General features: G+C 61.2%; 24 protein-coding genes and 1 pseudogene. 18 read left to right on the forward strand and 7 right to left on the reverse strand.

The window, feature by feature from the left end; translation table 11 throughout:
* Positions 1-460: pseudogene (locus ACYP01_RS20170) on the reverse strand (tripartite tricarboxylate transporter substrate binding protein); the annotation flags it as partial.
* 157 nt (positions 461-617) lie between these two features.
* On the opposite strand from ACYP01_RS20170, the gene ACYP01_RS20175 reads away from it, so the two are divergent.
* Both ACYP01_RS20175 and ACYP01_RS20180 read left to right on the forward strand, forming a co-directional pair.
* Entirely contained in the window at positions 618-2,270 is a 1,653-nt protein-coding gene (locus tag ACYP01_RS20175; protein ID WP_459681971.1) for a sensor histidine kinase, read from the forward strand.
* Positions 2,267-2,950, forward strand: a complete 684-nt coding sequence (locus tag ACYP01_RS20180) for a response regulator (protein WP_459681973.1) — start codon at positions 2,267-2,269, stop codon at positions 2,948-2,950. Before ACYP01_RS20175 ends, ACYP01_RS20180 begins: the two co-directional genes overlap by 4 nt.
* Before the next feature lie 24 nt (positions 2,951-2,974).
* On the opposite strand, the gene ACYP01_RS20185 is transcribed toward ACYP01_RS20180, so the two are convergent.
* Complete coding sequence (locus ACYP01_RS20185; RefSeq protein ID WP_039972740.1) at positions 2,975-4,549, reverse strand: AMP-binding protein; 1,575 nt, start codon at positions 4,547-4,549, stop codon at positions 2,975-2,977.
* Positions 4,550-4,771: 222 nt separating this feature from the next.
* Here ACYP01_RS20185 and ACYP01_RS20190 point away from each other — a divergent pair, with 222 nt between their 5' ends.
* From ACYP01_RS20190 to ACYP01_RS20210, 5 genes are all read left to right on the forward strand, one after another.
* Positions 4,772-5,317, forward strand: a complete 546-nt coding sequence (locus ACYP01_RS20190; protein ID WP_003944299.1) for a hypothetical protein — start codon at positions 4,772-4,774, stop codon at positions 5,315-5,317.
* A gap of 126 nt (positions 5,318-5,443) precedes the next feature.
* Entirely contained in the window at positions 5,444-6,640 is a 1,197-nt protein-coding gene (locus ACYP01_RS20195; RefSeq protein WP_322000164.1) for a Rieske 2Fe-2S domain-containing protein, read from the forward strand.
* 51 nt (positions 6,641-6,691) lie between these two features.
* A complete protein-coding gene (locus tag ACYP01_RS20200; RefSeq protein WP_003944352.1) occupies positions 6,692-7,873 on the forward strand; it encodes an acyl-CoA dehydrogenase family protein in 1,182 nt (393 codons plus the stop codon).
* Positions 7,874-7,912: 39 nt separating this feature from the next.
* Positions 7,913-8,824 (forward strand): biphenyl-2,3-diol 1,2-dioxygenase, encoded by a 912-nt coding sequence (gene bphC / locus ACYP01_RS20205; RefSeq protein ID WP_007726736.1) that lies wholly within the window; start codon positions 7,913-7,915, stop codon positions 8,822-8,824.
* A gap of 231 nt (positions 8,825-9,055) precedes the next feature.
* The gene (locus tag ACYP01_RS20210; protein ID WP_007726735.1) at positions 9,056-9,838 is read left to right on the forward strand and encodes an IclR family transcriptional regulator; all 783 of its coding nucleotides are present in this window, start codon (positions 9,056-9,058) and stop codon (positions 9,836-9,838) included.
* Between the two features lies 1 nt (position 9,839).
* Here ACYP01_RS20210 and ACYP01_RS20215 read toward each other — a convergent pair whose 3' ends face one another.
* The gene (locus ACYP01_RS20215; RefSeq protein WP_003944324.1) at positions 9,840-10,541 is read right to left on the reverse strand and encodes a PadR family transcriptional regulator; all 702 of its coding nucleotides are present in this window, start codon (positions 10,539-10,541) and stop codon (positions 9,840-9,842) included.
* A gap of 240 nt (positions 10,542-10,781) precedes the next feature.
* On the opposite strand from ACYP01_RS20215, the gene ACYP01_RS20220 reads away from it, so the two are divergent.
* From ACYP01_RS20220 to ACYP01_RS20230, 3 genes are all read left to right on the forward strand, one after another.
* Positions 10,782-11,282, forward strand: coding sequence for a flavin reductase family protein (locus ACYP01_RS20220; RefSeq protein ID WP_007726733.1), 501 nt, complete (start codon positions 10,782-10,784; stop codon positions 11,280-11,282).
* Positions 11,283-11,394: 112 nt separating this feature from the next.
* Positions 11,395-11,781 carry a nuclear transport factor 2 family protein gene (locus ACYP01_RS20225; RefSeq protein WP_003944423.1) on the forward strand — a complete coding sequence of 129 codons (387 nt, stop codon included), beginning with the start codon at positions 11,395-11,397 and terminating at the stop codon, positions 11,779-11,781.
* A complete protein-coding gene (locus ACYP01_RS20230) occupies positions 11,781-12,026 on the forward strand; it encodes a hypothetical protein (protein WP_007726731.1) in 246 nt (81 codons plus the stop codon). Before ACYP01_RS20225 ends, ACYP01_RS20230 begins: the two co-directional genes overlap by 1 nt.
* Here the strand turns inward: ACYP01_RS20230 and ACYP01_RS20235 are convergent.
* Positions 11,999-12,484, reverse strand: a complete 486-nt coding sequence (locus ACYP01_RS20235; protein ID WP_003944338.1) for a flavodoxin family protein — start codon at positions 12,482-12,484, stop codon at positions 11,999-12,001. The genes ACYP01_RS20230 and ACYP01_RS20235 overlap by 28 nt on opposite strands.
* A 119-nt stretch (positions 12,485-12,603) precedes the next feature.
* On the opposite strand from ACYP01_RS20235, the gene ACYP01_RS20240 reads away from it, so the two are divergent.
* Together ACYP01_RS20240 and ACYP01_RS20245 are read left to right on the forward strand one after the other, a co-directional pair.
* The gene (locus ACYP01_RS20240; protein WP_037131485.1) at positions 12,604-13,038 is read left to right on the forward strand and encodes a nucleotidyltransferase domain-containing protein; all 435 of its coding nucleotides are present in this window, start codon (positions 12,604-12,606) and stop codon (positions 13,036-13,038) included.
* Complete coding sequence (locus ACYP01_RS20245; RefSeq protein WP_042924159.1) at positions 13,035-13,658, forward strand: nucleoside/nucleotide kinase family protein; 624 nt, start codon at positions 13,035-13,037, stop codon at positions 13,656-13,658. Before ACYP01_RS20240 ends, ACYP01_RS20245 begins: the two co-directional genes overlap by 4 nt.
* A gap of 31 nt (positions 13,659-13,689) precedes the next feature.
* Here ACYP01_RS20245 and ACYP01_RS20250 read toward each other — a convergent pair whose 3' ends face one another.
* On the reverse strand, positions 13,690-14,310 hold the full coding sequence (locus tag ACYP01_RS20250) for a TetR/AcrR family transcriptional regulator (protein ID WP_042452208.1): 621 nt from the start codon (positions 14,308-14,310) through the stop codon (positions 13,690-13,692).
* Positions 14,311-14,401: 91 nt separating this feature from the next.
* Between ACYP01_RS20250 and ACYP01_RS20255 the strand changes: the two genes are divergently transcribed.
* Entirely contained in the window at positions 14,402-15,772 is a 1,371-nt protein-coding gene (locus ACYP01_RS20255) for a cytochrome P450 (protein ID WP_082931374.1), read from the forward strand.
* A 72-nt stretch (positions 15,773-15,844) separates the two neighbouring features.
* The gene (locus tag ACYP01_RS20260) at positions 15,845-16,087 is read left to right on the forward strand and encodes a hypothetical protein (RefSeq protein ID WP_042452212.1); all 243 of its coding nucleotides are present in this window, start codon (positions 15,845-15,847) and stop codon (positions 16,085-16,087) included.
* A 57-nt stretch (positions 16,088-16,144) separates the two neighbouring features.
* On the opposite strand, the gene ACYP01_RS20265 is transcribed toward ACYP01_RS20260, so the two are convergent.
* Both ACYP01_RS20265 and ACYP01_RS20270 read right to left on the reverse strand, forming a co-directional pair.
* Complete coding sequence (locus ACYP01_RS20265) at positions 16,145-17,416, reverse strand: DICT sensory domain-containing protein (RefSeq protein ID WP_459681981.1); 1,272 nt, start codon at positions 17,414-17,416, stop codon at positions 16,145-16,147.
* A gap of 236 nt (positions 17,417-17,652) precedes the next feature.
* On the reverse strand, positions 17,653-17,964 hold the full coding sequence (locus ACYP01_RS20270; protein WP_228232503.1) for an STAS domain-containing protein: 312 nt from the start codon (positions 17,962-17,964) through the stop codon (positions 17,653-17,655).
* 421 nt (positions 17,965-18,385) lie between these two features.
* On the opposite strand from ACYP01_RS20270, the gene ACYP01_RS20275 reads away from it, so the two are divergent.
* From ACYP01_RS20275 to ACYP01_RS20290, 4 genes are all read left to right on the forward strand, one after another.
* Positions 18,386-19,819, forward strand: a complete 1,434-nt coding sequence (locus ACYP01_RS20275; RefSeq protein ID WP_459681984.1) for an FAD-dependent oxidoreductase — start codon at positions 18,386-18,388, stop codon at positions 19,817-19,819.
* A 725-nt stretch (positions 19,820-20,544) separates the two neighbouring features.
* Entirely contained in the window at positions 20,545-21,222 is a 678-nt protein-coding gene (locus tag ACYP01_RS20280) for a hypothetical protein (RefSeq protein ID WP_459681986.1), read from the forward strand.
* A gap of 4 nt (positions 21,223-21,226) precedes the next feature.
* Positions 21,227-22,513, forward strand: a complete 1,287-nt coding sequence (locus ACYP01_RS20285) for a molybdopterin-dependent oxidoreductase (protein WP_459681988.1) — start codon at positions 21,227-21,229, stop codon at positions 22,511-22,513.
* 1 nt (position 22,514) lies between these two features.
* Positions 22,515-23,027 (forward strand): hypothetical protein, encoded by a 513-nt coding sequence (locus ACYP01_RS20290; RefSeq protein WP_459681990.1) that lies wholly within the window; start codon positions 22,515-22,517, stop codon positions 23,025-23,027.
* The last annotated feature ends 2 nt before the right edge of the window (positions 23,028-23,029 follow it).

A 23,029-nucleotide genomic window follows, 5' to 3' on the forward strand; every position in this document is an offset into this window, starting at 1 on the left:
GATCGGCGAGAGTTTTGTACGGTGAATCTGCTGGAACCAGTAGCGCTTCCGGTTCTTCGACCAGTCTCGCAATCGGTGTCACGTCGGCAAGTGTGTGCTCGGACGGCAGTATCTCGAGCGAACCGAGAACTCCGAGCCCCATGACCATGAGTAGGTCGGGATTCCCGCTTTCGAGAGCCAACCGGTTGAGTCCGACGATGCCGCCCGATCCGGGCAGCACAACGACGTCGGCGTCGACGGTCCCTTCGTCGGCCAGTGCTTGCACCATGGTCCGGGCGGTCAGGTCGTAACCACCACCGGCCACCGAGGGCACCAGTACGCGCAGTTCTTCGGAACTCTCACCCGCTCGGCCACCGGCGAAGAAGGACTCGACCGGAGTGCATCCGGTCGAGAGCACGAGAGTCATCGCGCAGGCACCGAGCAGGGCGATATGCCTGCTCAGCCGCTTCGATGTGCTCATGGCTTCGTCCTTGTCTGCCGGTACCGATGTGTGAACAGGTTTCATACTGACGCACTTTGTGACTGGGGTCACCATTGGGAAAGCAAATTGATTTGTGCTCATTGTGCTCACGAACGGCCGCTTTCCCGGCATCGAACTGAAGGCTAGGGTCTGGCTGGTGTCCTCAGGAAACGAGCAGGCGGAGCGAGAGAGCAAGTCGTCTCTGTTTGCCCGGCTGTTTCGCCGCCGGCACACTCTGGCGACACAACTTCTCGAACTGCAACTTCTGATCGTCGTTGCAGTTCTCGTGTGCGTCACCGCCCTCTCCCTCGCGCAGTCGTCCGCGAGTTTCCAACGCGAGGAGGGACGTCGCGCACTCTCGGCAGCGGAATCGCTCGCAGCCAATCCGGCAGTACGCGAGCTACTCCCCCAGGCGCAGACCCGTCTCCGCTCCGGACTACAAGGTTCGGTCGACTCGGTACGCGCCATCTCGGGCGTCACCTACGTCTCGCTTGCCGACGCTGACGGCAGTGTCGTCATTTCGACGCGTCCCGGTGATGTCGGCATCGACGCACGTCAGACGGAGGATCGGTCGTGGACGGGTTTGGTCGACACGCCCTCCGGCAAGGCCGTGGAGGCGCACGTTCCGATTCTCGGCAGCGAAGGAGCGATTACCGGAACCGCGATCGTCGGCATCGAGTACCCCTCGATCTGGACACGCCTGCTGCAGTCTGCACCGAATCTCCTGGTATACCTCGCGGTGGCATCCCTTCTCGGCGGCGTCGGGTCGATCCTGTTGGCCCGCAGGGTAAAACGGCAAACCCTCGGCATGGAAGCCGGCGAGATCCTGGACCTGGTTCGCCAACGTGAAGCAATGCTGCGCGGTCTCAAGGAAGGCGTCATCGCATTCGACGCGCAGGGAAAGGTGGTGCTGATGAGCGACAGTGCCCACCAACTCCTCGACATCCCACGCGGCAGTGCCGGCAGATCGGTGCGGGACCTCGGTCTCGACGACCGCCTCCAGAGTGTACTGACCTCCGGCACAACCGAATCCGATCAGTTGGTTCTTGTCGGCGATCGCCTGCTCGTCCTCAACACCGTCTTGATCGAATCGAAAGGCCGCACCATCGGGTCGGTCACCACTTTCCGCGACCGCACCGAATTGCGCTCCGTGGAAGAAGAACTCGACGTGACCAAAACCAGCACCGACGCACTACGCGCCCACATCCACGAGTTCGACAATCAACTGCACACCATCTCCGGCCTCATCCAGCTCGGCGAATACGACGAGGTGGTCGGCTACGTCGAAGGTCTGACCATGGAGCGCGCGCAGGTCAGCGCGACCGTGACCGAGAAGATCGCCGACGTCGGCACCGCCGCACTCGTGATCGCCAAGATAGGTGCCGCTGCACAGGGGTTGGTCACGATCGAGCTGGCGGCGGACACGCATCTGGAGACGGTGGACCGCAGACTCGGACGAGATCTCGTGACAGTGGTCGGAAACCTCGTCGACAATGCCGTCGACGCCGTCGGCGAGATGCCGGAAGCCTCGCGCCGCAAGGTTCGGTTGTCGATTCGGGGCCGTGGCACCGCGGTCGAAGTTCGGGTCGAGGACGCCGGCCCCGGTATCGCGCCGGAGAATCGCGACAGGGTGTTCGGCCAGGGTTGGAGCACCAAGGGACAATCGAGCGACGGACACGGTTTCGGTTTGGCGCTGGTGCGCCTGACGTGTCGTCGGCGGGGCGGCGACGTCACCGTGAGCACTCGTTCGGCAGAGGACATCGAGTGGACTGTCTTCACCGCAGTCCTACACGACGGAGAGGGCGCATGATCCGGGTACTGGTGGTCGACGACGACTTCATGGTGGCGAAGGTGCACAGCGGATTCGTCTCACGGATAGACGGTTTCGAAGTGTGTGGCGTTGCCCATTCGGCCGAGACCGCACTGGACGCAGTCGGTGAGTTGCAACCCGACCTGGTGCTTCTCGACGTCCACCTGCCGGGCACCACCGGACTCGATCTGATCGCCCCGTTTCGCGAGCTGGCACCGGAGCTGGATGTTCTTGTCATCACTAGTGAGCGCGAGGCCGGCTCGGTCAAGAAAGCGCTGCGCAGCGGCGTCGTGCATTACCTGATGAAGCCATTCACGTTCGAGGTTCTCCGTGAGCGTCTCGAGCGTTACCGATCGACATACGCGAACCTCGACAGCTCCTACGAAGCAGAACAGACAGCAGTGGACGAGGCCTTCGGTGTGGCAGGTGGCGCGCCCGGGGCGTCGTCCCACAAAGGTTTGCCCAAAGGACTCAGTCCCGAGACTCTTCGGTTGGTCGAGACAGCTCTGCGAGACGACACCGAACCCGCCTCGGCCACAGACATTTCCGAGAGGGTCGGTATCTCACGCGCGAGCGCGAGGCGTTACCTCGAATACCTCTACGAGTCCGGGCGGTCCACCACTTCGCTGAAATACGGAGTGGTGGGCCGCCCGGAGCGTCGTTACGTCTGGAAACGCTGACCCTTCGCTACACGACGCTGGCGCCTAGACCGCGCGGGCGCTGGTCTCCCAGTACCGCGCGCGCAGCGCCTTCTTGTCCAGCTTGCCCAGCGGTGTCAGCGGGAGTGATTCCACGAAGTCGATGCTCTTGGGAGCGTGAACCGAACCCTTGGCTGCCTTCACCTTGTCGACCAGTTCCTCGGTGTCGACGGTCAGTCCGGCACGAAGTACGACACAGGCCTTGACGGCTTCGCCCCACTTGTCGTCGGGCACACCGACCACCGCCACCGACGCGACAGACGGATGCGCCGAGATCACGTCTTCGATTTCGCGGGGGAACACGTTGAAACCACCGGTCACGATCATGTCCTTCTTGCGATCGACGATGGACATGAACCCGTCCTTGTCCTTGCGCGCGATGTCGCCGGTGTGCAGCCAACCACCCCGGAACGCCTCGGCGGTTTCGGCCGGCTTCTTCCAGTAGCCCTTCATGATCAGCGGGCCACGGACGCAGATCTCACCGAGTTCTCCCTGCGGCACCTCGTTGAGGTCGTCGTCGAGCAACCGGACGTCGAGCCACGGCACCGGACGCCCACACGTGGCGAGGCGGGCCGGATCGTCGGCGAGGTGTTCTTCCTTGCGCAGCACCGAGATAGTCATGCCGCACTCGGTCTGACCGTAGAACTGGAAGAAGATCTGACCGAACTTCTTGATGCCCTCCTGCAGTCTGGCGGGAGACATCGCGGACGCTCCGTAAAACAGCGTCTGCAAACTCGAGACGTCCCGCTTGGGCAGATCGGGGTGGTCCATGAGCATGTAGATCATGGTGGGCACCAACATGGTTGCCGTGATCTTGTGCTTCTCGATCGCTTCGAGCACAGCACCTGGCTCGAAGGCAGGCAGGACGATCAACGCACCGCCGCGCAGCAAGGTCGGGATGAAGAACGCTGCACCTGCGTGTGAGAGTGGCGTGCAGATGAGGAAGCGGTTGTCCTCGGGCCACTGCCACTCCGACATCTGGATCTGATTGAGCGCAGCACCCGAACGGAAGGATCCGACAACACCTTTGGGCTTGCCGGTCGTTCCACCGGTGTAAACCATGCTGCTGGCGTCTTCGGCGTCGACGTGCGCTGCCTTCAGCGGCGCGGGCTCGAACGTGGCAGCCAGCGCGAGGATGTCGATTCCCACCTCGGACGGCCCCATCGAGAGCACGTTGGTCAACGAGGGTGACGACGCCTTCAACTCGGCGGCACGCTCTTCGAAGGCATTGGGATCGAAGATCAGCGTCTCGATCTCGGCGTCGTCGACGATGTACTTGTGGTCGTCGAGCGATCCCATCGGGTTCAAGGCGCTCGCCCGGCAGCCGGTGATCATGGTCGCGCCCATACTGATCAGAACCTCGGGGCGATTCTTCGACAGCATCGCGGTGCTGGTGCCCTGAGTGATTCCCAAAGACGCGAGCGCCTGGGCGAAGCAGCTGATCTGATCGCGCATCTGACCGCCGGTGAGGATCACGTCGCCGAGGTACAGCGCGGGCTTGTCGTGATTGCGTTCCAGAGCGGTGATGAGCAGGTCCGGACCGTATACCGGTCGGTGCAGGTCAGCGAACTCGTCTGTCATCTGGTCTTCCTTCTGCTCGGCGCGTGCAGTCATCGAGATGTGCTCCCGGTCACGGATACGATATCCAGAATTGCACAAAACTGGAACAGGTTCCACCTCTTCGATCGAATCCGAGAATGCTCCCGATCAGCGGGAAGCCCGTCGTCACCCGCGAGAGCGGTGGTTAGCGTCGATGTACCCACCGAGACGACAGCGTCTCGGTCGCGTCCAACGGAGAGTGTCATGACTACCAACCTCGGTACCGCCCACTTCACGGCAACTGCTCCGCGTACTGCCACCACGCTCCTCTCCGATTTCGACTCGTTGTACGGCACCGTGCGCTCGGCACCCGACGGGGCCGTCGTCGAGCAGGACGTCGTGTTCTTCGGACGCCCCGATCCCGGCGCACTGCTCACCGGATCCGTGAGGGCGCTGAGTTCGACACTCGAGCGGATCACCGAATACCACGACCAGACCGGGCATCTGGTGGCCGAGGTCTTCGTCCGGGAAGCCCCGACAGCGGGTACCGGAACCGATTCCGTTGCCGCCCTTGCTGATTTCGCTGCTCGTCGTTACGGCTCGGCGTCACTACGACGCTTCCGCGGACGTTGCACCGCGACTTCCACGGGAACAGATCTGCACTGCTCCGTGACAGTGCTCGCGACGTACGAGAAGGACCACGAGAGCGTGGCCGACGTAGCTCTGGTCGCCACCGATCCCGCTGGGGTCGTCACCGCCCGCGCTTGGGCGACTTACGCGATCGACGATGTGGCGACACTCGCGAGCTGAATCTCTGCAGGTCACCGAGTAGGCGTTCCATCCAGCGGGAACTGCCGTATCTCCAGCGGACGCTTCGTCGTTGTATGAGACGGATCACATCACTGGAGCGTCGCAAGACGCGGCTCGGAGGAAGACATGGCACTCGGAACCGGCCCACTCACCACTACGGACACCCCGACGCAGACGGGCGCCGGCGAGGAAATTCGAGAAATCGAAGCGGCAGCGCCTCCCGCACGGTTCGCACGTGGATGGCACTGCCTCGGACTGAGCAATACCTATCGCGACGGTCAGCCCCACCAGATCGAGGCATTCGGCACCAGCCTTGTCGTCTTCGCCGACAGCAAGGGCGACATCAAGATTCTCGACGCATACTGCCGCCACATGGGTGGCAACCTTGCTCACGGAACCGTCAAGGGCGATTCGATCGCCTGCCCGTTCCACGACTGGCGTTGGGGCGGTAATGGAAAATGTACGGCGATCCCCTACGCACGACGCGTTCCGCCGCTGGCCAAGACGCGGGCATGGATCACTCTCGAGAAGAACGGTCAGCTGTTCGTCTGGCACGATCCCCAGGGAAATCCCCCGCCCGCCGAGGTCACGATCCCCGACATCGAGGGCTTCGGAAGCGATGAGTGGAGTGACTGGAGCTGGAACACGCTCACCATCGAAGGCTCTCATTGCCGCGAGATCGTCGACAACGTCGTGGACATGGCCCACTTCTTCTACGTTCACTACTCGTTCCCCAAGTACTTCAAGAACATCTTCGAAGGTCATGTCGCGAGCCAGTACATGGAATCGGTGGGACGTGAGGACGTCATCAGCGGCACCAACTACGGCGATCCCAACGCTGTGCTCCGTTCGGATGCTTCGTATTTCGGACCGTCGTACATGATCGACTGGATCAAGAGCGAAGCCAACGGGCAGATCATCGAGACCGTCCTGATCAACTGCCACTACCCGATCTCGAACAATGCGTTCGTCCTGCAGTACGGCGCGATGGTCAAGAAGCTTCCCGGTATGGACGACGAGGCCACTGCCGCGATGGCCGCGCAGTTCACCGAGGGCGTCGAGATGGGATTCCTTCAGGACGTGGAGATCTGGAAGAACAAGGCCCCGATCGACAACCCGCTGCTCTCGGAGGAGGACGGCCCGGTTTACCAGTTGCGGCGCTGGTACAACCAGTTCTACACCGATGTCGAGAACGTCACGGAAGACATGACGAAGCGCTTCGAATTCGAGATCGACACTACCCGCGCAGTGGAGAGCTGGAAGCGGGAAGTCGCCGAAAACGTTGCCGCACGTGACGCCCAGGCGCTCGAGACAACCTCCTGATCCGCAGTCGAAAACACTGCTGAGACAACCAGACTGAACGCAAGGAACAACATGACGTACGAAGTGCTCGAACAGATCAACGCGATGGCCGACGACATCTTCGCCGAAGGCATCGAGGCCGAGCGGATCGGCCGGGTGGCCGACGATACCGCCAAGAAGATGAAGGCGATCGGTTCCATCCGCATGCTGCAGCCCAAGGAGCATGGCGGCATGGAGGCGCATCCGCGCGAATTCGCCGAAACCGTCATGCGCATGGCTTCACTGAACCCGTCGGCCGGCTGGGTCCACGGGATCGTCGGAGTTCACCCGTGGCAACTCGCGTTCGCGGATCCCAAGGTGCAGCAGGAGATCTGGGGATCCGATCCCGACACCTGGATGGCATCGCCGTACATGCCCGGCGGAATGTGCATCCCCACCGACGGCGGCTACAAGTTCTCCGGTCGCTGGCAGTTCTCCTCCGGTACCGACCATTGCGACTGGGCATTCCTCGGCGCGATGGCGTGCGACAAGGACGGCAACATGGAGATGCCGCCGCGCATGCTCCATGTGATCATTCCGCGCACCGACTACGAGATCATCGAAGACTCGTGGGATGTCATGGGACTTCGCGGCACCGGCTCCAAGGATCTCGTAGTCAAGGATGCGTATGTCCCCGATTACCGCGTCATGGACTGCGACGAGGTCATCGACGGCACGGCAGTGCGCAAGTACGGGCGCACCGAGACGCTGTACCTCATGCCGTGGTCGAACATTTTCCCCCTCGGAATCACCGCCGCCACGATCGGCATCTGCGAGGGAATGCTCTTCCACGCCAACGAGTACCAAGCCGATCGCATCAACGCGCAGGGCACGGCGATCAAGGACGACCCGTACACCTTGTTCGCCATCGGTCAGGCAACCGCCGACATCCGGGCTGCGCGCGACACCCTGCTTGCCAACGTCGACCGCATGTGGGATCGAGTGGACGCTGGCAAGGAAGTGACCTTCGAGCAGCGCGCGGAGGGACGTCAGACTCAGGTACAGGCCGCCTGGCGCGCCGTCAACGCAATCGATCAGGTCTACCCACGCTGCGGTGGCAACGCATTGCGGATGGACAAGCCGCTTCAGCGATTCTGGCGCGATGCTCATGCTGGACAGCATCACGCAATTCACGTGCCGAGCACCGTTTTCCACGCCGCATCACTGAGCCGTCTCGGCGCAGACCCGCAGGGTCCGCTGCGGGCGATGATCTGATCAGACTTCGACACAAGAAATCGACAGGAAAAAGACACGATGACACGCACTGACATCAAGGGACTTGGCTACGTCAAGATCTCGACCAACGACATGGCACGTTGGCGCACTTTCGCTTTCGACGTTCTCGGCTTCGCCAAGGGCAGTGGGCCGGACGAGAACGCGCTCTACCTACGACTCGACGAGCGTGCTGCTCGCATCGTCGTCGTCGAGGGTGAGCGCGACGAGATCGTCAACATCGGTTGGGAGGTCGCCGACCACGCCGCACTGCGCCGCGTTCAAGAAGCACTCGAGAAGAACGGCACCGAGGTCGAGCAGCTTTCGCTCGCCGAAGCAGATGCTCGACGGGTCGAAGAGGTCATCGCCTTCACCGATCCCGGCGGAGCAGCCATCGAGGTCTTCCACGGAGCGATCCTCGACCACAGCCCCGTGGTGACGCCCTTCGGCGCTCGATTCGTCACCGGCTCACAGGGTCTCGGCCACGTCGTACTCCCCGTCATGGACAGTGCTGCGAGCTTCGACTTCTACACCGAGGTGCTCGGCTTCTACCCGCGCGGCGCCTTCCGCCTGCCGGCTCCGCCCGAATTCGGGCCGCTGCGAATCCGTTTCATGGGCGTCAACGAGCGCCACCACAGCTTGGCCCTGTGCCCGGCACCGCATGGCGGTGCACCCGGCCTGATTCACATCATGGTCGAGGTGGACACCCTCGACGCCGTCGGCCAGGCACTCGACCGCGTGATGAAGGACGGATTCTCCGTGTCGTCGACCCTGGGTCGTCACACCAACGACAAGATGATCTCCTTCTACGTCCGCGCACCCGGCGGCTGGGACATCGAGTTCGGCACCGAGGGCGCGAGGGTGGATCAGGACTCGTACTCCTCCGAGGAGATCACCGCTGACAGCTACTGGGGCCACGACTGGTCCGGAAGCGAACCACTGGCAGCTATGTAGTACCTGTCGGCGACGATGTAGTACCTGCCGGTGGCGATGTAATACCTGCCAGTAGTTAAACGACGAGGGGGTTTGCGCGAGCATTCGCGCAAACCCCCTCGTCGTTTCCACCGCGACGCGCCCGAAAACAGACCGGTGATCCACTTCACAAATCCGTAACTCTATGACACTATTTCTAATTGAAATAGCCAGTTCACTGGTTGTGGAGCTCTAAGAGAAGTGAGGTACACGATGACACTGCAGGCTGTGGATGCTTTAGGCGCCGATTCGGCCCCGACAGCAATTCTCGATCGCGTCTCGCTGGTTCTCGACGCCTTCGACGGTCCCGGCAGGTTGACGCTCGCTCAAGTCGTTCGGAGCACAGGCCTTCCCCGCTCGTCTGCCCACCGCATGCTCGAACGTCTCGTCTCGATGCGTTGGCTGCGTCGCGACGGCCGTGACTACGAACTCGGTATGCGCCTCGTCGAACTGGGATCGCTCGCGGTTCATCAGGACCGCCTCCACGCTGCAGCCATGCCCCTTCTCCACGAGCTCTACCGAGTCACCGGATTCGTGGTTCACCTCGGCATCCTCGACGGGCCCGATGTGGTCTACATGGAGAAGATCGGCGGACGCCTCGCCGCCGCAGTGCCGACGCGTGTCGGTGGTCGACGCCGCGCCGAGACCACTGCGATCGGTCAGGCACTGCTCGCGTTCGGTTCGCCGAAGTCCTCGGGCTACGCACTGCCCCACCTCGCCAGAATCCGCGAGTCCGGGGTGGCCTTCGAATCCGGAAACGGCCTACCGGGATTCAGCTGTCTTGCGGCACCGATCGGCCCCATCGGCCGCGCCGTCGCCGCGGTATCCATCTGCGCGCCGTCGAAGGCCCTCCGCCTCGACCACGTCAGCGCAGCGCCGGTCCGTATGGCGGCCGCTGCAATTTGGCGAGGCATCGACGGCGGATCGCTGAGCGTCACTCCGACTTTGCAACGTCGTCATCTGCTGCGCAACATGCCGACCGCAGCCGGGGCCTGACTCAGATACTCGAACCGTTGCCGGTGAGCCCGGCTTGCTCGAGCGCCAACACGTACTCCTCGACGTTCTTCCATTTGCCAGGCGTCGAGGGCAACGGTGATCCCAGTCGGTCGTGCTCGGCCACGTTCGCGAACTCGGCGGTCGCACGGTCGATGTCGTCGAGTAGTTCGCGAGCAAGTTCGATCTCGGCTCGGAAGTATCGTTCCGACCATCGCAACGTCATGACCGGGAACGACCAGGCCGGCTCGTTCTCGGCATGATCTGCGTGGAGTTTCGCGCGTCGAATCTGCTCTTCGACATTGGCGATGTGGGCTTCCACCAGCGCCTTCAGTCGCTCGGGCTCGTTGAGGTGTCCCATCCACAGACGCAACATCACACCGTGCTTGAGCACCGGAACTTCCACCGGTGCCTCCCGTGACCACGTCCGGACGGCGTCGGTTCCTGACTGAGTAATGGAGTAAAGGCGCTTGCCTCGCACCCCCGGTTCGGAGACGACCCGGGACTCCACGAACCCGATGCTTTCGAGCTTCTTCAGTTCTGCGTACACCTGGCTGATGGACGGGCTCCAATAGAAGAAGCCGACACTCCAGTCAGCCCACTTCTTCAAATCGTTTCCGGTCAGCTCCTCCCCGAACGTCAGCATCCCGAGCACTGCCCAGCTGGTAGCGGGAAGTCCTCGGGACACGTCATCAGGTTCGGACATGCCCGAAGTCTAACAATCACTGGTCATTTGCTGGTTTCGTAGAATCCGAACGGACCGCTGAGCGGGATCAAATTTGCTCGAAACCCCTCCACCTGCCACTCGGTCGGTCCTGACCCGTGCCGAGAAGCCATTGCTGCCATTGAGTGGGACTGCCGCTGGATTACGGCCGCGGCGCCACACATCGTTGCTTCTGAAGCTGTTTGCAGAGTTTTGAACAAAAGATTTGAACAAGGAGACGACATGACCGTGGAAAACGCCGAGCCGCCAGTTCTGGACGGACGCACACTTCGCAACGTGATGAGCAATTTCTGCACCGGCGTCACCGTCATCACCGCTCACGACGGAAATTCACCCCTCGGTTTCACCTGCCAGTCCCTGGTCTCGGTATCGCTTGATCCCCCGTTGCTCTCGTTCTGCCCGGCGAAGACGTCGACAAGTTGGCCGAAGCTTCGCGAAACGGGAACTCTCTGCATCAATGTTCTCGCCCACGATCAGCAGGACATGTGTTCGGCGTTCGCTCGCGGCGGGACGGACAAGTTCCTCGGCGTCGAGTGGGATGCCGCCGGCAACGGTGCTCCGGCGCTGAGCGGCGCGCTCGCCCGCATCGAAGCAACGGTCGAGCAGGAGCACGACGCCGGTGATCACACCATCGTCGTCGCGCGCATCACCGATCTGAACGTGCTGCGCCACGACGGTCCGCTTCTGTTCTACCGCGGCGGGTTCGGACGCTTCGACGCCTGAGTGCTCAGGCTGTCCCGCTGCGTGGGAGATGCCGGCGCCGAATCGAGCCCGCACCGATAGCGTCCGAAGTAGTTGTCAGACCCTGAACTTCTCGACTGATCGGACTAACTCGATGACCACTCTCGAACCAGACACCACGGCCGCGATCACGGCGACGGTTACCACCTACCTCGACGCCGTGGCTCGCGGATCGTCAGCGGACATCGCCGCCCTCTACGCCGAGAACGCGACGCTCGAAGACCCGGTCGGCAGCGAACCCCGCGTCGGCAAGGCCGCGATCACCGAGTTCTACGGCGCTCTCGAGGGCGGTTCGCAAGAGACGGAACTGCTTACCTTGCGGGTGAGCGGATCCAGCGCGGCCTTCCACTTCCGCGTCGTCACACCGGTGGGCGATCAGGTCTACGAGGTCGAACCGATCGACGTCATGACTTTCGACGAGGACGCCAAGATCACGAGCATGCGCGCCTTCTGGTCACCGGCCGATCTGATTGCACGCTGATGCGTCAGGTCAGTTGCCGCAACTGCGGAAACCGTGTCCTCGTCGAGAAGTACAGCGAAGCGCACACCAGCGTCCAATGGCTCGAAGAGTCGCAGGAAGTGTGCCCGGAGTTGGGTCGCGCGAACAGCCGTGCCAACGCTCAGCGGACGTGTGGCGCTCTGCGCCAGACGATCAACGACCTTGCCGACGCCGGTGAGCTGGAGATGAGCCTGCGCAGCTACCCGGTGCCGGGCAAGCTGTCCTGAACGCTTCCGCGTAGCATTTCGGCGAACATGCGCGCCGATTCCAAGTCGTCGGCGTTCGGCCGCCCCTTCCGGATACCGCCGAAAGGCTTGAACGGGAGATAGGTATCCCACGCACGGGACGAGAAGGCTGCGACCACATCGAAGCCCTTCTGTTCGAGCAACTGAACCAGTGGACGCGAGAAGCGATGAATCCCCTTGTCAGGAAATCCACTGGTGGCGAAGACAAAAGCCTTGGATCGCCGTTCTTCGGGGAGTGCCTCGACGAACGAGCGTAAATCTGCGTGGTACGAGCGTAGGTAGATGCCGGAGCCGAACCCCACCAGGTCGTAGTCGGCGAGCTGCGCGGCGTCGATGTCACCGGGCTCGACCACGCGAGCATCGAGAACTTCTCCGATGACGTCGGCGATCAGCTTCGTATTGCCATGGGAGACAGAGGTACACACGATGATTGCTTTCATCGGCTGAGTTCTCTCATTTTGGACATACGCATCCCTCCGCCTGGTTTGTCACTGACAGTTCCAGGATAGAGGTCCGGGCGAAGCTACGGACAATGGTGGTGATGGGGAATGATGCCGGTATGTCAGCACGATTGAAGGGGCGAAGACGTGCGGTGAACGCGCTGCTCGTCGACGTCGAACGATGGGCCGCTGAGCACGATGACGTCAAAGCTGTAGCGCTGGTCGGATCCTACGCGCGCGGCGCGGAGCGTATGGCGAGTGATCTTGATCTGATGATCCTGGCCGACGACGCGAACGCGCTCGCAAATGAAGACTGGTTCGACCGGCTCCGCCCCGACGCGCGATTCATCAGAGCCGCCAACTGGGGGCCAGTCCGAGAACGACGCTTCCGCCTACGGTCCGGTCTTCTCGTCGAACTGAATTTCGCGAGCGAGAGCTGGGCCGACCTTCCGCTCGACGCGGGCACTCGACGCGTCCTCGAAGACGGCCACCGAATCCTGTACGACACCGGGCCTCTTCGCGTCGCTACGAGCGCGGGAAGAACTGCTCGATGAGCACCAAGACGGTCTTCGAGACCTTGGCCGCCGAAATAAACGCGCTGCGCGGCTCTCCCGTCGTCGCGATCGACGGCGTCGACGGGAGCGGCAAGACGACATTCACGAAAAGTCTTGCAGCACAGCTGAATGAACGCCCCGCCATTGTGATTCACGTCGACGACTTCCTCAATCCGCCGGAGATTCGCCATCGCAGAGGTCGGCTGTCACCGGAAGGCTTCTGGCTCGACAGCTACGACTACGACGCCCTCGAGCGTCATGTTCTCGCCCCTCTGAGACCGGGAGGTAACCGCGAGTACCGACCACGACGGGACAGCGACGCGTACTTGCATGCAGCCGACGGAGCCGTAGTCCTCGTCGAGGGACTCTTTCTGCATCGGGACGAATTTGCTTCCCGATGGGACTATTCGATCTTTCTCGACGTGCCCTTCGAGATCACCGCCGAGCGAATGAACCTTCGCGACGGAACGAACGCGGATCCGGAACACCCGTCGATGAACCGTTATGTCGGCGGCCAACGTCTGTACTTCGCGGCTGCAGAGCCCTGGACCCGCGCGGACAGTGTCATCGACAATTCAGACCCGAAACTGCCTCGAATCACGACACATGCCGCTCACTAGAGTTGGCAGTCCGCATCGCCGGCCCCGCGTTTCATCGGTGCGCTGTGGATGTGAATTGGAAGGTTGCGGCATCCACGATCTCAGCGGGCGTGATGTCGATTTCGCCGTTGAGCCAGGCCGTCACCAATTCGGCCAGGCCGCCCACGAACAGTAATCCGTTGATCTCACCCTGATGGGGAGGCCAAGCTCGATCGCCGTACAAGAGCGCAGCCTCGTCGGCCACCATCTGCGCGAACCCACGCAGCGCTCCCCGCCTGTGAGTGCGCAGCGGCTCGTAAGCCACCGACTCGACCATCGCGACACGCCCTTTTCGAGGATCGTCCGTCAGGATGTTGACGAACGAAGCAATGGCGCTCCGCACGCGCTCCTCCCGTGTCCCCTCGGTCGTTCGGAGTGCAGCCATTCCGGCCACGCGCACCTCGTCGACGATTCCGTCGAAAACCTGCTGGAGGAGTTCGTCCCTGCTGGTGAAACTCTCGTAGAAATATCGCTCTGTCAGCTTGGCATGCGCACAGATGGCGGTCATGGTGGCACCCTGCCTGCCCGCGGCCGCAAACACGTCCAGTCCTGCTGCAAGCAAGCTTTCACGCCGAAGCGCGGCCCGCTGCTCACCACTCAGACCGGCATATCGACGGGGTGTGGGAGAAGCCATGAGTCGATCTTGACAGACGACGCGACTGTGACGCAGACTACCCCCATCTGACAGGCGCCACTGTCAGATGCAAACGGAAGGCAGGTACGTGATGTCGAAAATCCTGGCCGCTCCACCCATCCGGTCGCAGTTGCGTCCCATCTCAGGCAATTCGGGATTACCCGGAATAGGGCAAACTTTCGAATACATCCGCGACCCTCTCGCTCTGATGCAAAAACGCTGGGATCGTTACGGCGAGGTCTCGTGGTTCTCGATGGCCGGTAGACGGTGGGTCGCAGCCCTCGGACCCGACGCATGCCAAGAAGTTCTCCAGAACAAGGACCGCGCTTTTGTCAACAGCGACGGGTGGTCAGTGCTCATCGGTCCCTTCTTTCACGGGGGTCTGATGCTTCTCGACTCCGAAGAGCACCTACGACAACGACGCATCATGCAACAAGCCTTCACGAGATCGCGTCTCGAAAAGACCGTGGACGTGCTGAATCCCGCGATCGCCTCCGCGCTCGACGCCTGGACTCCGTCCGATGGCTTCCGCGCCTACACCGCTCTCAAAGCTCTCACACTCAACCTCGCGACCGACATCTTCATGGGCGGCGCGGAAGGGACCACTGACAACGAAATCGACTCTGTGAAAAAAGCTTTCGTCGATTGCGTGCAAGCTGCAACCTCGGTGATCCGTTATCGAGTTCCCGGCACCAGATGGAAGCGCGGCCTCGACGGGCGCCGAACCCTCGAAAACTTCTTCCGCCGCTACCTACCTGCGCGCCGTTCACGCGAAACCGACGACCTGTTTTCCGTTCTCTGTCACATCGAATCAGACACCGGACAGCGCTTCAGCGACGGCGAGGTGATCGATCACATGATCTTCCTGCTGATGGCCGCACATGACACCTCCACCATCACCATCTCGACAATGATGCAATATCTCGGCCAGAATCCTCAGTGGCAGAACAGATGTCGGGCGGAATCACTCGCACTGAGTACGTCGACGCCGAGCTATGCCGAACTCGACCAACTCGCCGGCTTGGACCTGGTGATGAAAGAATGCCTCCGACTCGTCGCTCCCGTGCCGGTCATGGCTCGCCGAGCGGTGTGTGACACCCAGATACAGGACCACTTCGTACCCGCTGGGACCTACGTGTCAGTGGTGCCACATTTCACTCACCACATGCCGCAGTACTGGCCCGACCCCGAACATTTCGATCCCGAACGTTTCGCGGACCACCGACGTGAAGACAAGGTGCACCGGTATGCCTGGGAACCGTTCGGTGGAGGCGTGCACAAATGCCTCGGCATGCACTTCGCCGGCGTCGAAATCAAAACGATCATGCACCACCTGCTCACACGCTTCGATTGGCAGGTCGCGCCCGGCTACACCGCCCCTCTCAACTACATGTCCTTGCCGTTCCCCTCCGACGGACAGCCGATCGATCTGAAACCACTCACGACTTCTCATGACCGGTAGCGACCGAACCGACGTCAGGATCGACTCGCACATGACTACCGGCACAGACGCTTTCGAAATCCAGAGGAAAACATGAGCACTCGGCCTGCCCGAAACCGGCATGCACGCGCTGCTCCGAAACCAGAGGTCGTCGCAGCGGCGGAGTTCCTACTCGCAGAATCCGACGCCCATGTCTTCCGTCGCCGCTATCTCGAACTGCTCACCCACACCACAGCACCGGATGGCGCAACCGTCACGGACTACACGGTCGCCGAAAGGTATCTACTCAACTCTGCAGCAAAGAGACGTGCTGCGCGGCGCCCGGCCACTCCTTAGCCACGATCGCCGGTCGGGCAGCGCTCGCGGCGAACGTCGAGAACCTCGGCACCGGTTTCACGAATTCGTCGTGGGGTAACGACGAAGAATAGAGTGCGCTGCCTGGGTGACGGCGGTGCGATCGTAGGTTTGCACGAAGTCGAAGGTCCGCTCGAGATCTGGACCGTTGTCATGAAGATCTCGCGCCGACAGCATCGCCGCATGGTGCGGTCCCAGAGTGACGACCGTCCACTCGTTGACGAGATCATCACCCGGGTCAAGCGGCGCGTGTTGAACCTTACCGTCGAGCATCACGGACAGTCCGACACCGTAGACACCGGCAAACCCTACGGTATCGGCGAGGTGACGCCACCGTGCTGTTGTGGATGCGGTGAAATGCTCGGCTTGTTGAAAGGTGCCCAGAACAAGCATCGAGGAACCCGATGTGGCGGCTTGCGCTTCGAGGGACTTGCTCAGTTGGATCAACAGACGCTTGGTACCGCGCCGGATCCGGCTGTGAGCAGACACGATCGAGTAGGGAGTGCCCACCTCGGGGATGGGATCACTCCACACCGGACTGTCGGGCATCGCGACGACCGGTTCGGACAACAGTGAACTCGGATCGTCGACTGCGGGATACAACTCACCCGTTCCGTATGTGGCTCCGATGGTGATTGCGGCAAGACGGGAGGATTCCGAGTCGACACCCTCGGCAAGGATAATCGCGTTCGATCGCTCGACGTAGGCACCGAGCGCGTGCACCGTCGTTCCGACTTCGAAATATGCTGCCTTGGAAAGCAATTCATCGGAAGTGATAATGATGTCGGGTTCGACCAAAGACAGTAGTGTCGCCGAGTGCCTGTCGATGCCGACGCCGTCGAGTGCAATCAGACGCCCGCCCGCGCGGGCTTCTCTGATCACTGCCAGAGAGTTGTGGGGATCGGTAAGCACCGATGCGCTGTCAACCGTGATGACGATCCGTTGCAGATTTCTCGTCACTCCTTCGATACCAGGAGCGTTCAGAACTGCTCGGGAAGCCGAGTCGACGGCCACCAGTAACGGCAGGCGATCCGCGACGGTGCATGCGAGTGCAGTACGGGACATGGCCAGTTTGTGACTGTCGAATTCCGAGCGTTGCTGCATCAATTGCGAGGCGCGGCGAAGGGCATGCGCCGAACACAGAGAGGAATTGTCAGGCCCACGCAATTGCAACTCGGCGCCTGCAAGTGCGTGGTCGTCGAGGCGGCGTATCGGTGCGAACTGCATGCTTACTTCCAGACCAATCACATCGGAGAACTGGGTGATCGGAGAATTCGACGATGTCGAACCGTTGCTGGTGTCATACGCCATGGTGTGGCTCTTCACTACGAGTCTGGACCACTAAGCGTTCATGCGGCCGGACGCTTCGATGGCGGCGCCGACTGCTCGACACCGAACGAGACTACCGCAAATCTCGGCGCAACCCGGTGACGACAACCTGATCCCGCGCCGCAAAGTGCACGTCGACACGCAGATCAGACCAGAAACCAAGTCAACGCGTATCGAGCACTGCTCACTTCACATCGTTCGTGGGAGTTGTTTCCGGCTCAAGCACCGAGAGCATCAGCGGTCGACGTGGCATCGCCCGCAATGAGTTCGGAGGCGCCGAGAGCCTGAAAGATCATGGAGACCGCTCGCGTCGGGGCAAACAAGCGAATGCGGTTGTTGCCACGCCCCGCAGCATCGACAACGGCATTCGCCACTCCGGACGACATGAAGGTCACGCCGGAGAGATCGACGTGAATATCGGTGCCGACCAGGAGAAGTCGGTCGAGCGCATGCACCAATTCCACCCGCTGACCCATGTCCAATTCTCCGGCAAGTCTCAGTACCGCATACGAAGGGGTGTAGCTTTCCACGTCGATACTGTACCGATGCCCTTCTCGGCCGGCGCTGTCAAAGAGATCGAGAACATTTGCAGCTGAAGAACGTTCGTTGATCGTAGTCATGAAAGCCTCTTGTCTGGACTCGGCGTGCCCCACCGCCCGAATCAGCGATGAATCACTGTGCGTCGGATAACCAACCGTGTCGGTCACTGCGTTCCAGACGAACTCTGCCACCGGCAGGTTTCGCCGACACATCCACATCTATAACGCTAGGGTCTCGAAAAAGTCACAGCGCGATATCGCACTTTTGGCGCCACCCCTGACGCACTGAACGCATACCTCGCCTGGCCCCCGGCGCGCCTGCAGGGGGCGTTCTGCGGCGTCGACCACTGGCTTTCTCGCTCATCGGGAAGGTTCGTTCGCCGCACCACCATTCCGCAATACCTTCTGTGACATGGATAACATTGTCGACGTACTCGTCATCGGATCGGGCGCTGCCGGATCGGCCGCAGCGCTCCAAGCGCACGCCGACGGCGCATCGGTCGTGATTCTGGAAAAGAGCGGACCTGATTCCGCGGGCGGCAACACTCGACTGTCCGGCAGTGGATGGTTCGTCAACGAGGACCCCGCTGCCGCCCGAACCTTCCTGCGTTCGTTGAACGGGGAGTTCCCCGTTGCCGAGGACGTCATCGATGCCTGGGCCGAGAACACTCACGGACTGTCCGACTGGATCCGCAGTCTGGGTGCAACTGTAGCGATGACCGGCGATTTCCATTCCACGGCAGAGTTCGCCGAACTTGACGGAAGTTCCTGTTACGCAGGGATGGACACCGTCGAAGGGAAGATGGGCAATGAACTTCTCTACCGGTTCCTCGTCTCCGCTCTCGCTGAACGCGGCGTCACAACACTATTCGACACCGAAGCCACCGGACTGCTGACGGATGAATCCGGAGCGGTGACCGGAGTCGAGATCCGTTCGGGTGAAAAGACTTCGCAGATCCAGGCACGCCGGGGTGTCATCCTTGCCACCGGAGGATTCGAAGCAAATCCGACGATGGTGCGCGACTACTTGCGTCTGGAGAATCCGAAGATCTGGGGCTCACCATCGGCAACCGGCGACGGTCACCGCATGGCACAGGCCGTGGGCGCCGATCTGTGGCACATGAACAACATGATGACCATTACGGGAATTCCCGGCGACCTCGAAAATCCGACTGGATTCTTTCTCGCACTGTGGAACGCGCACAACTACGTGTTCCTCAGCCGGGAAGGTAGACGCTTCACCGACGAGTCAGCCGAAATGCGGCATGGTCATGTGTTCAGAGAGGGTTCCTACCAACACTTTCCGGTGCAACCGATGAACGTCGTCTTCGACGAGACGATGAGGTTGGCCGGACAGCTGAGCCCCGGCCGCGACGCACTGCCCGTCGGCCACAGGGTTCTCGACGAAGGGTACGAGTGGAGCTCGGACAATCACGCCGAGATCGACAAGGGATGGATCCTCGAGGCGGACACGCTTGCCGAACTCGCCGAGAAGCTCGGACTGGACCCAACAGTCGTGGAAACGAGCGTGCGACGCTACAACGAGGCGTGCGCGGACGGCATCGACCATTCGTTCGGCCGCAATCCCGAAACTTTGGCCCCGGTGGCCACCGCTCCGTTCTACGCCGTCTCCGGGTCGCCACTGCTGGGATGGAGTAGCGGGGGGCCGCGCCGCGACGGTCATTCCCGCGTACTCGATACTGCCGGCAATCCGATTCCTGGCCTCTACGCCGCGGGCGCGGTCAGTTCCACCTACAGCGCGGCGAAGGACGGAGGATTCCATATCGCCGACGCCTTAGCGTTCGGCCGGGTTGCCGGCGCTCATGCTGCTACGCGCCAAGCTTGATATCGCCGGACTTTCGACTGACTAGCTACGCACAATCACGTGGCTGGTCAGTTGTGGTCGGTCGTCGCGCAAATGAATTCTGCTGCCATAGCCCGATGATGATACAAAAGTCGGACATCAAGAGATTTCGAGACAACCACCTGCAGTTTTACCAATTTGAGACAAATGCAGGCTGCGCCCACTATCAGCTTTCTGAAGGTTGGAGCTGAGTGCCAGAACACTGTTTCCTGCCCTTACTGACGTCTCGGGGCCCGTGATCGCTACTCGTCTGAAAACATCCAATCCGAGCGCCTTGGCGAGGTAGGTGCATTCCCGGTGTCTTCGTGTGGGTCGGACTCCGAACATCGCTGCAACCTCGCCATCGCGCTTGGTTTGAATGCGACCGACTATTCGTCGACCTTGCGGTCGCTCCACATTTCGTGATTTGTCGTGGAGATCGCGTGCACCTGTTTCAGGGCGACGTCTTACTATTTTGCGTCAGGCGCGGCTAATGCTCGTCACTGCTCGATGACAATCGAATATTAAACTTCATTGAATTTCGCTGCTCGGTGTACCCAAATTTCTCAATGACAAACTGAATATTGCATTTTCTTTGCGTTGACTTGTCTAATCCTTTGGGTTTGAAATATTTCAACGGAAACAAATATTTCTGCTTGGCCAATCCGCAACCGTATCGGCGCCGAATGCCTTCCGACACTCATTGTAGATATGGAAGGTTGAATACTATGATCAACTACCGCAAATCACTCGTCGCGGTGGCTGCCGCAGCGTTGGTGCTCACTCCCTTGGCGGCGTGTTCATCGAACGACGACTCCGGGACATCGATGTCGTCGAGTTCTTCAGCTGCAACGACGACGCAACCGGCGCCGGCCGCCGAGGTCGACAACCTGACCGGTGTGAGCACGGCCGTCAAACTCGATGCAGGTTTCACCGGAGCTCTCACGACCCTCGGTTTGACTCCAGGTGTCGTGGGATCGGCCACCCTGGCAGATGGCTCGATCAGCTTCCCCATCACCGGCGGAAACGTGAAGTACTGGACGCCTGGCACCGTGGACCCCTACGTGCAGGGAAAGATTTTGCACGACGGTAGCGGTCTTTCGTTGACCGCTGGCGCCACCACAGTCGAATTGACCAACTTCGACATCGATCCGGGTACTTCGATCCTCAAGGGCGATGTGTTGGTCAACGGCGCTCCGGCCGCGAGTGGCGCTGTTCTGTTCGACCTCAACGGTCGGACATTGAAGCCGCTGCAAACAGGTCCGAACGATACCGCGATCCTGCAGGGTACCGAGGTGAAGATTTCCTCTGACGCTGCGGCATTGTTGAACAAGACCTTCAATACCGATGCGGTGACACCGGGGTTGCTGGTCGGTATCGCCACCATCACGATCGCAACGAAGTAATCCGATGAGTTTCGTAACTGCGAAGGTCAAGGGATTCTTCAATTCCTTCGCGCCTTTGCGGTTGCGGCCTCGGAGTTCCGTCCGAGGTCCGTGGCTGACCTCGGTATTCGGTGCCGTCTTGCTGATCGGTCTGCCGATCGTGATCATCACCGGGTTGTTGTCTTTCATCGCGTATGGTCCCCAATTCGGGCAGGCAATGCCCAGTGATGTCGGTTGGCTGCGCCTGCCGTATTTTCAGTGGCCGACGCGGCCGTCCTGGCTTTACCGACTCACGCAGGGCCTGCATGTGGGCCTCGGGTTGATTCTCGTACCTATTGTTTTGGCAAAGCTGTGGTCGGTGATACCGAAGCTGTTCGTATTCCCGCCAGTTCGTACGCCGGCTCAGGCGCTCGAACGGTTGTCGCTTATCGCGTTGGTCGGTGGAATTCTCTTCGAAATCATCACCGGTGTGTTGAACATCCAGTACGACTACATTTTCGGGTTCAGCTTCTACACCGCACATTATTGGGGTGCGTGGGTGTTCATCGCCGGCTTCCTCACCCACGTCGTCATCAAGATCCCGACGATGGTTCGGTCCCTGCGTCGGCGCTCGTTCCGCACGGAAATGCGTACCTCTCTGGCCGACACTCGGCCGGAAGACGACGACGAAACTGGTTTGGTGGCAGAGGAACCCGCTCCGGCGACCATCAGCCGCCGGGGAGTGCTCGCGTTGGTCGGCGGTGGCGCTCTGTTGGTGGGGGTGCTGTCGGTGGGACAAACGGTGGGCGGATTTCTGCGACCGGCAGCTCTGCTGCTACCGCGTGGACGCTCGTACGGGACGGGGCCGAACGATTTTCAGATCAACAGGACGGCATCCGCCGCGCAGATCACTGACGATCAGACCGGTGATCGTTGGAGATTGACGGTGAGCGGGAGCGGTCCGCCCGTGGAGTTCAGCCGCACCGCGTTGTTGGCGATGTCCCAGCACAGTGCTCAGCTTCCCATCGCGTGTGTGGAGGGATGGTCGACGACCGAGGACTGGAGTGGGGTGCGCCTGCGCGATCTCGCCGTGATTGCTGGTGTGCCGCAGCCCGACTCGGCTCTCGTGTCCTCGCTCGAACGCAATGGCCCGTTCAGCACGGCAACGCTGCAAGGGAATCAGGCCACCGATCCGGACGCGCTGCTCGCTCTTCGAGTCAACGGGGTCGATCTCTCGCTCGATCACGGCTATCCCGCCAGGATCATCGTTCCGGCTCTGCCCGGGGTGCACAACACCAAATGGGTGCAGTCCATCGCGTTCAGGGGGGCGTGAGATGAAAAGATTCATCCGATTCTACGGCGCGAACCCGCTTCATCTACTGGCAGTGCTGTTGTGCTTCGCACTCGTCGGGTACGCGGTCATGGTCACCGGTCCGGACGCGTTCTGGAACACCGAAGTGTGGTGGCAGTCGATCGCAGTGTGGTTCGTCGGCGCACTCATCGCTCATGACTTCATCTTGTTTCCACTCTATGCACTCGCAGACAGATCACTCTCGGCTGGGATCAACGCACTGCGAGGCCGCCGCGTTACGCGGCCGACGTCGGTGCCTGCGATCAACTACATCCGGGTCCCGTGCCTGGGGACGGCTTTGACGTTCGTCCTGTTCTTTCCCGGAATCATCAAGCAAGGCAGCGCAACTTACGTAGCCGCCACAGGATTGACGCAGGAGCCGTTTCTTGCGCGTTGGTTGCTTCTCTCAGCAGCGATGTTCGCAGCAAGTGCACTTGCGTATTCCGCCCGACTTGCCATTGAGAGCCTTCGAAGCACGAAAGCAGGTGCACCATGACA

The sequence above is a fragment of the Rhodococcus sp. no. 34 genome, from assembly GCF_054589475.1.

Bases quoted from the DNA above. Each gene is read 5' to 3' on its own strand.
- ACYP01_RS20180 (WP_459681973.1), top strand. From the start codon at position 2,267: ATGATCCGGGTACTGGTGGTCGACGACGACTTCATGGTGGCGAAGGTG.
- ACYP01_RS20185 (WP_039972740.1), bottom strand. From the start codon at position 4,549: ATGACAGACGAGTTCGCTGACCTGCACCGACCGGTATACGGTCCGGAC.
- ACYP01_RS20190 (WP_003944299.1), top strand. From the start codon at position 4,772: ATGACTACCAACCTCGGTACCGCCCACTTCACGGCAACTGCTCCGCGT.
- ACYP01_RS20195 (WP_322000164.1), top strand. From the start codon at position 5,444: ATGGCACTCGGAACCGGCCCACTCACCACTACGGACACCCCGACGCAG.
- ACYP01_RS20200 (WP_003944352.1), top strand. From the start codon at position 6,692: ATGACGTACGAAGTGCTCGAACAGATCAACGCGATGGCCGACGACATC.
- bphC (WP_007726736.1), top strand. From the start codon at position 7,913: ATGACACGCACTGACATCAAGGGACTTGGCTACGTCAAGATCTCGACC.
- ACYP01_RS20210 (WP_007726735.1), top strand. From the start codon at position 9,056: ATGACACTGCAGGCTGTGGATGCTTTAGGCGCCGATTCGGCCCCGACA.
- ACYP01_RS20215 (WP_003944324.1), bottom strand. From the start codon at position 10,541: ATGTCCGAACCTGATGACGTGTCCCGAGGACTTCCCGCTACCAGCTGG.
- ACYP01_RS20220 (WP_007726733.1), top strand. From the start codon at position 10,782: ATGACCGTGGAAAACGCCGAGCCGCCAGTTCTGGACGGACGCACACTT.
- ACYP01_RS20225 (WP_003944423.1), top strand. From the start codon at position 11,395: ATGACCACTCTCGAACCAGACACCACGGCCGCGATCACGGCGACGGTT.
- ACYP01_RS20230 (WP_007726731.1), top strand. From the start codon at position 11,781: ATGCGTCAGGTCAGTTGCCGCAACTGCGGAAACCGTGTCCTCGTCGAG.
- ACYP01_RS20235 (WP_003944338.1), bottom strand. From the start codon at position 12,484: ATGAAAGCAATCATCGTGTGTACCTCTGTCTCCCATGGCAATACGAAG.
- ACYP01_RS20240 (WP_037131485.1), top strand. From the start codon at position 12,604: ATGTCAGCACGATTGAAGGGGCGAAGACGTGCGGTGAACGCGCTGCTC.
- ACYP01_RS20245 (WP_042924159.1), top strand. From the start codon at position 13,035: ATGAGCACCAAGACGGTCTTCGAGACCTTGGCCGCCGAAATAAACGCG.
- ACYP01_RS20250 (WP_042452208.1), bottom strand. From the start codon at position 14,310: ATGGCTTCTCCCACACCCCGTCGATATGCCGGTCTGAGTGGTGAGCAG.
- ACYP01_RS20255 (WP_082931374.1), top strand. From the start codon at position 14,402: ATGTCGAAAATCCTGGCCGCTCCACCCATCCGGTCGCAGTTGCGTCCC.
- ACYP01_RS20260 (WP_042452212.1), top strand. From the start codon at position 15,845: ATGAGCACTCGGCCTGCCCGAAACCGGCATGCACGCGCTGCTCCGAAA.
- ACYP01_RS20265 (WP_459681981.1), bottom strand. From the start codon at position 17,416: ATGGCGTATGACACCAGCAACGGTTCGACATCGTCGAATTCTCCGATC.
- ACYP01_RS20275 (WP_459681984.1), top strand. From the start codon at position 18,386: ATGGATAACATTGTCGACGTACTCGTCATCGGATCGGGCGCTGCCGGA.
- ACYP01_RS20280 (WP_459681986.1), top strand. From the start codon at position 20,545: ATGATCAACTACCGCAAATCACTCGTCGCGGTGGCTGCCGCAGCGTTG.
- ACYP01_RS20285 (WP_459681988.1), top strand. From the start codon at position 21,227: ATGAGTTTCGTAACTGCGAAGGTCAAGGGATTCTTCAATTCCTTCGCG.
- ACYP01_RS20290 (WP_459681990.1), top strand. From the start codon at position 22,515: ATGAAAAGATTCATCCGATTCTACGGCGCGAACCCGCTTCATCTACTG.